This window comes from Streptomyces sp. NPDC000941 (assembly GCF_053599555.1).
In genome coordinates this window covers 1-5,287 of sequence record NZ_JBSFMM010000395.1, presented here as the reverse complement: position 1 = coordinate 5,287, position 5,287 = coordinate 1, and the positions used below count along the sequence as shown (strand labels likewise).

At 73.3% G+C, this 5,287-nt stretch carries 7 protein-coding genes; 4 read left to right on the top strand and 3 right to left on the bottom strand.

Translation table 11 applies throughout. The features are described from left to right. Positions 1-62 precede the first annotated feature (62 nt). The 3 genes from ACWDSL_RS51575 to ACWDSL_RS51565 form a co-directional block, all read right to left on the bottom strand. Entirely contained in the window at positions 63-1,007 is a 945-nt protein-coding gene (locus ACWDSL_RS51575; RefSeq protein ID WP_450496481.1) for an aminoglycoside phosphotransferase family protein, read from the bottom strand. 118 nt (positions 1,008-1,125) lie between these two features. Further along, on the bottom strand, positions 1,126-1,638 hold the full coding sequence (locus ACWDSL_RS51570) for a ferritin-like domain-containing protein (RefSeq protein WP_450496479.1): 513 nt from the start codon (positions 1,636-1,638) through the stop codon (positions 1,126-1,128). Between the two features lies 1 nt (position 1,639). After that, positions 1,640-2,329 carry a hypothetical protein gene (locus tag ACWDSL_RS51565; RefSeq protein WP_450496477.1) on the bottom strand — a complete coding sequence of 230 codons (690 nt, stop codon included), beginning with the start codon at positions 2,327-2,329 and terminating at the stop codon, positions 1,640-1,642. Between the two features lie 360 nt (positions 2,330-2,689). Here ACWDSL_RS51565 and rimP point away from each other — a divergent pair, with 360 nt between their 5' ends. The 4 genes from rimP to ACWDSL_RS51545 form a co-directional block, all read left to right on the top strand. After that, on the top strand, positions 2,690-3,232 hold the full coding sequence (gene rimP / locus ACWDSL_RS51560; RefSeq protein ID WP_450496475.1) for a ribosome maturation factor RimP: 543 nt from the start codon (positions 2,690-2,692) through the stop codon (positions 3,230-3,232). A gap of 2 nt (positions 3,233-3,234) precedes the next feature. Then, positions 3,235-4,227, top strand: a complete 993-nt coding sequence (nusA, locus tag ACWDSL_RS51555; protein ID WP_450496473.1) for a transcription termination factor NusA — start codon at positions 3,235-3,237, stop codon at positions 4,225-4,227. A gap of 97 nt (positions 4,228-4,324) precedes the next feature. Beyond that, positions 4,325-4,627: a YlxR family protein gene (locus ACWDSL_RS51550; protein ID WP_450496471.1), complete on the top strand. Its 303-nt coding sequence runs from the start codon at positions 4,325-4,327 to the stop codon at positions 4,625-4,627. Positions 4,628-4,793: 166 nt separating this feature from the next. Further along, positions 4,794-5,287 (top strand): translation initiation factor IF-2 N-terminal domain-containing protein (locus tag ACWDSL_RS51545; RefSeq protein ID WP_450496469.1); only part of this gene is annotated, 494 nt, incomplete at its 3' end.

The following is a 5,287-nucleotide window of genomic DNA, read 5'->3' as shown; positions in this document are numbered from 1 at the left end:
GCTGGGCGCGCCGCGGAGCGACCAGGACACGCGGAGGGGCGTGGGAGGGGTTCCGGGCGGGCCTACAACCAGCCCGCGAACTCCAGCAGCAGCTCGCCCCGCCGCCGGTGGCCGACCGCGGCGTGCCGCAGCCCGGCCTCGACCGCGCGGAACAGCGTCCAGCCCCGCAGCCGGTCCCGGTCGACCTCCAGTGAGTCCGCCAGCTTCGCGACGCGGCGCCGCGCGGCCGCGGCGGGCCCCGAACCGGCCGCCAGGTCCTCGAAGCGGTCGAGCACCAGCTGCGCCAGGTCGTACGCCCGCTCGCCGACGAGCGGTGCGGGCCCCACGGCCAGCCACGGGGCTCGCTCCCCGGCCAGCACCTTGCCCTGGCGGAAGTCGCCGTGCAGCAGGAGGTGTTCCGGGGCCTGCCCGGACAGCTCCTCGCGCAGCCCCAGCGCCTCGTCGACGAGTGGCCGAGCGTCCACCGCCCAGGTCCCGGCGGCGATCAGCCGCAGCGTCTCGACCCTCTTGCCGGTCCGGGCCGCGACCGAGTCGAAAGGGTGCCCCTCGGCAGGCGGCACCCACAGCCGGCGCACCGTGCCCGCCGCCTCCAGCAGCGCCTTGGCCTCGGGGAGCGAACGCAGCGACACCGCGCTGTGCAGCCGCTCCAGCAGCAGCGCCCCGCTCTCGGGATCGTGGCGCAGCAGCTGCACCGCGCCCCAGCCGTTCCAGTGCGCGAGCGCCGCCCGCTCATGCCCCGCGTACGGGCCCGGCGCCGGGAACTTGAGCGTCGCGGGCGCGCCGTCGGCCTGCCGTACGAGCACGATGAGGCTGCTCCGGCCGCCCGGGCTCGGCACCCGCTCGAGCGTCAGCTCCCAGGCCCGCAGCTGGTGCGCGACCAGCTCGGGCAGTTTGGCCAGCCAGCCGCGGGCCGGGCTCTCGGGGTCGTTGCTCAGCGAGTCCAGCAGCCGCTGCGGCAGGGTGATGGGGGCCGCCTCAGGGCCTCCGGGCTGCGGTGCCGATACCATCGCCGAGCTGTCCCCTTTTCATCTGCTTTGTACGCGGTTACGTCTGCGGCTCACCGGCTCCCGTACGGGCTCGGTCGAGACTGCCGACAGACCATGATCCAACAGCCGCGGCCGACCGTCACAACTCGCCCGCGGACGCGCTCGCCGAGGGCACCCCCGTCGTCGGGCCTGGCGCGGCGGCGCGTTCGGTGAGCCCAGGGAAGGCTACGCCGCTGCCCCGCCAGCGCACCGCGCGGACCGCCGCCTCGCGCAGCGCCCCGGCCGCCTCGCGGCGCAGGGCGCCGTCGGCGGCCCGTACCAGGTCGGCGTAGACGGTGGCCACCCGGTTCTCCAGCTCCGCGGCGAGCCGCACCGCGGCCGCGGCGTCCGGTACCGCGAACGGCAGCGCGTAAGCGGGCGCCGCGCCCTCCGGCGTCCCGCCCAGATCGCGCACCGTACGCGCGAGCGCGTCCCGCCGCGCCCGATGCGCGGCGTACCCGTCCCGGGCCTCCTGCAGCCGGTCGTCACCGATCCGCCCACCGACCACGCCGTACCCGTAGACCGCGGCATGCTCGGCGGCCAGCGCCGCCTGCGTGGCCTTGAGCGCCATGGCGCGCTCCTCGCGACGCACGCGAGCCGTCGAGGCGGTCATCTCAGTCCCCTTCCGCGGCGCCCGGCGCCGCCGTTCGGTTGCCCGATGTGAGCAGGTAGGCGTGGGCGGCGCCGCAGGCGGCGATCGAGGCCAGGAGGCGGGCGAGCTCGGGTGGGGCGTCGCGGAGCGCGGCGGTGCGGGTGTCGGCGGTGTGGCGTTCGGCGCGGGCGAGCGCGGCCAGCGCTTTCTTCTCGTCCTTCGGGACTTCCGGAACACGCGCCCCGCCCGCGGAAGCGGACGGGGAAGCGGAGGCGGAAGCGGAAGGCGAAGCGGAGGAGGGCGAGGCGGACGCGGACGCGGGCGCGGGCGAGCGGAAGGCCTCCAAGTGGCGGGCCGTCTCCTCGCGCAGCGGCCGCAGCCGGTCCGCCAGCTTCGGATGCGCGTCGGCGGTCGCGTCGTAGCGCGCCAGAAGCGCGGCGGAGTCGCGCGCGCCCCGAGTGCGCAGCCGCTCATCGCCCGCCCGGGCGCCGGCCGCGTCGGGCCGGGACCCGGAGTCGTCGGAGCAGCCCGCCAGCAGCGCGGTGGCCCCGATCGCACCACCGGCCAGCAGGAGATTCCGCCGCCCCGGGGACGGAGACGAGGACCGGGACGCGGACGAGGACGAGGGGCGCGGCGGCGTGCCAGAGGACGCGTCAAAGGACAGGGGCGCGCGGGCAGGGCGCGGGGGCGGTGGGGGAGTCGTGATCGACACGTTCCTCTTTCCCGGCTGCGGCCGCTCACGGCCGCCATTGGTGATCACAGCAGGCGAGCGTACCCTCGCGCACCTTTCTTTCGGGGCTCGGTTCTCCCCCAGCTACCGCTGGGAGGTGCCCCCAGGGGCGCCTCAGCCCCTGTCGACGGTCGACCACGCGGCGGTAGCCGCATATCGACAGCAGCCTCGACCCTTCGTACCTCGGGGCCTCCGCGCGCTCTCCCTTTCACGGTGTACATCAGCGCCTCCGGCGCGGGCGGCCGCGACCCACCGAATCGTCAGTCGGCCACCGGAACGGATAGGCTTTGACCTGACACGCGACCTTCCCACAACAGCACACGCGGCCGAGGAGTCACCCGGATGAGCACCACCCAGAGCGAGAGGCTGCGCGGACTGCTGGAACCGCTCGTCAGCGCGCGGGACCTGGATCTGGAAGAGGTCGAGGTGACGCCGGCCGGGAAGCGGCGCGTGCTCCGTATCGTGGTGGACTCCGACGACGGCGTGCAGCTGGACGCGTGTGCGGAGCTGAGCCGGGCGATCTCGCAGACGCTCGACGACACCGACGCGATGGGCCGGCACCCGTACGTTCTGGAAGTCACCTCTCCCGGTGCCGACCGGCCCCTGACCGAGCCGCGCCACTACCGCCGGGCCGCCGGTCGTCTGATCAAGGCGCGGCTGGCGGAGGGCGGCGAGCTGGTCGCGCGGATCACCGCGGTGGACGACGACGGGCTCGACGTGGAGGTGCCGGGCGTGAAGGGGCGCAGGCCCACCGCCCGACGGCTGGCCTTCAAGGAGATCTCCAAGGCACGCGTGGAGATCGAGTTCAACCGTAAGCCCGCTGAGCCCGCCGAGCCCGCCGAGAAGGCCGCGGGCGCGAGCGACGAGAGCAAGGAGGAGGCGTAGCCGTGGACATCGACATGAGTGCCCTGCGGGGTCTGGTTCGGGAGAAGGAGATCTCGTTCGACCTGCTGGTCGAGGCGATCGAGTCGGCCCTCCTCATCGCGTATCACCGCACCGAGGGGAGCCGCCGCCGGGCCCGGGTGGAGCTGGACCGGGCGACCGGCCATGTGACGGTGTGGGCCAAGGAGGACGCCGAGGACCTGGCGGAGGGCGAGGAGCCCAGGGAGTTCGACGACACCCCCTCCGGTTTCGGCCGGATCGCCGCGATGACCGCCAAGCAGGTCATCCTGCAGCGGCTGCGGGACGCCGAGGAGGAGATCACCTTCGGCGAGTACGCGGGGCGGGAGGGCGATGTCGTCACGGGCGTCGTCCAGCAGGGCAAGGACCCGAAGAACGTCCTGGTGGACATCGGCAGGCTCGAGGCGATCCTGCCGGTGCAGGAGCAGGTCCCGGGCGAGGACTACGCGCACGGCACCCGGCTGCGCTCGTATGTCGTGCGCGTCGTCAAGGGCGTGCGCGGCCCGTCCGTCACCCTGTCGCGCACCCACCCGAACCTGGTGAAGAAGCTCTTCGCGCTCGAGGTGCCGGAGATCGCGGACGGCTCCGTGGAGATCGCGGCTATCGCGCGCGAAGCGGGCCACCGCACCAAGATCGCTGTTCGTTCCACCCGTTCGGGTCTGAATGCCAAGGGCGCGTGCATCGGCCCGATGGGCGGCCGGGTCCGCAGCGTGATGGCCGAGCTGCACGGCGAGAAGATCGACATCGTGGACTGGTCCGACGACCCGGCGGAGCTGGTGGCGCACGCGCTGTCACCGGCCCGGGTGAGCAAGGTCGAGGTGGTGGACATGGTGGCGCGCTCCGCGCGCGTCACCGTGCCCGACTACCAGCTCTCCCTCGCGATCGGGAAGGAAGGGCAGAACGCCCGGCTGGCTGCCCGGCTGACGGGCTGGCGGATCGATATCCGGCCCGATACGGAACAGCCCGCCGAGCAAGGCTGATTCACCGGACGGCCGTCCGGGATTCAGCCGAAAACATCTGGCTGTTCGATCACATCCCCCAACGGGTGCGGTCGGCTCAGGGAGGTAGACTTAATCAGTGTCTGGCCGCACGCGTGCTTGCGCATGCCCTGAGAGAACCTGTGTGGGATGCCGGGAGCGGGCGGCCAAGGACGATCTGCTGCGGATCGTGACGACCGAGGGCGCATGCGTCCCCGATCGGCGCGGTACGCTGCCCGGTCGGGGTGCTTATGTGCACCCCACACGGGTCTGCCTCGACCTGGCGGTCCGCCGCCGGGCCTTTCCCCGGGCCTTCAGGGGGCCGGGGCCGCTCGACACCACGGCACTGCGCCGCTATGTCGAGCACGCCGAGCAGGCAGCGGCGCAGCAAGAAGGCGCGTAAGCAGCCGTAAGAAGCAAGAAGAACGGCACGGTTCACCGTGCGGTCAGGTACCTCGCGAGTCGGAAGTAGGTCGAGATTGCGATGAGCACTCGATGAGTACGCGATGAGTACGCCCATGAAGTAGCGACGGTCCGGCGGACGACCACCCCGGACCAGAAGGAGCGAAGTGGCTAAGGTCCGGGTATACGAACTCGCCAAGGAGTTCGGAGTTGAGAGCAAGGTCGTCATGGCCAAGCTCCAAGAACTTGGCGAATTCGTCCGTTCGGCGTCTTCGACGATCGAAGCGCCGGTTGTTCGCAAGTTGACTGACGCTTTCCAGCAGGGCGGCTCCGGCCGGGCCGCTGGTAAGCCCTCGGCGCCGCGCAAGGCGGCGCCCGCAAAGCCGTCCGCGCCCACTCCGGCGTCGGCGGCACGTCCTGCTGCCCCCAAGCCCCCGACCCCCGGCCCCAAGCCGGTCGTGGCGGAGGGCCCCAAGAGCATGCCGTCGGCGCCCACTCCGGGCCCGCGGCCCACCTCCGGCGCCCCTGGTGCCCCCAGCGCCCCGGGTGCCCCTGGTGCACGGCCGACCCCCGGCCCCAAGCCGGCTCCGGCCCAGCCCGCGGCCCCGGCTCAGCCCGAGTTCACCGCCCCGCCGTCGCCGGCCCCGGCGGCCCCGCGGCC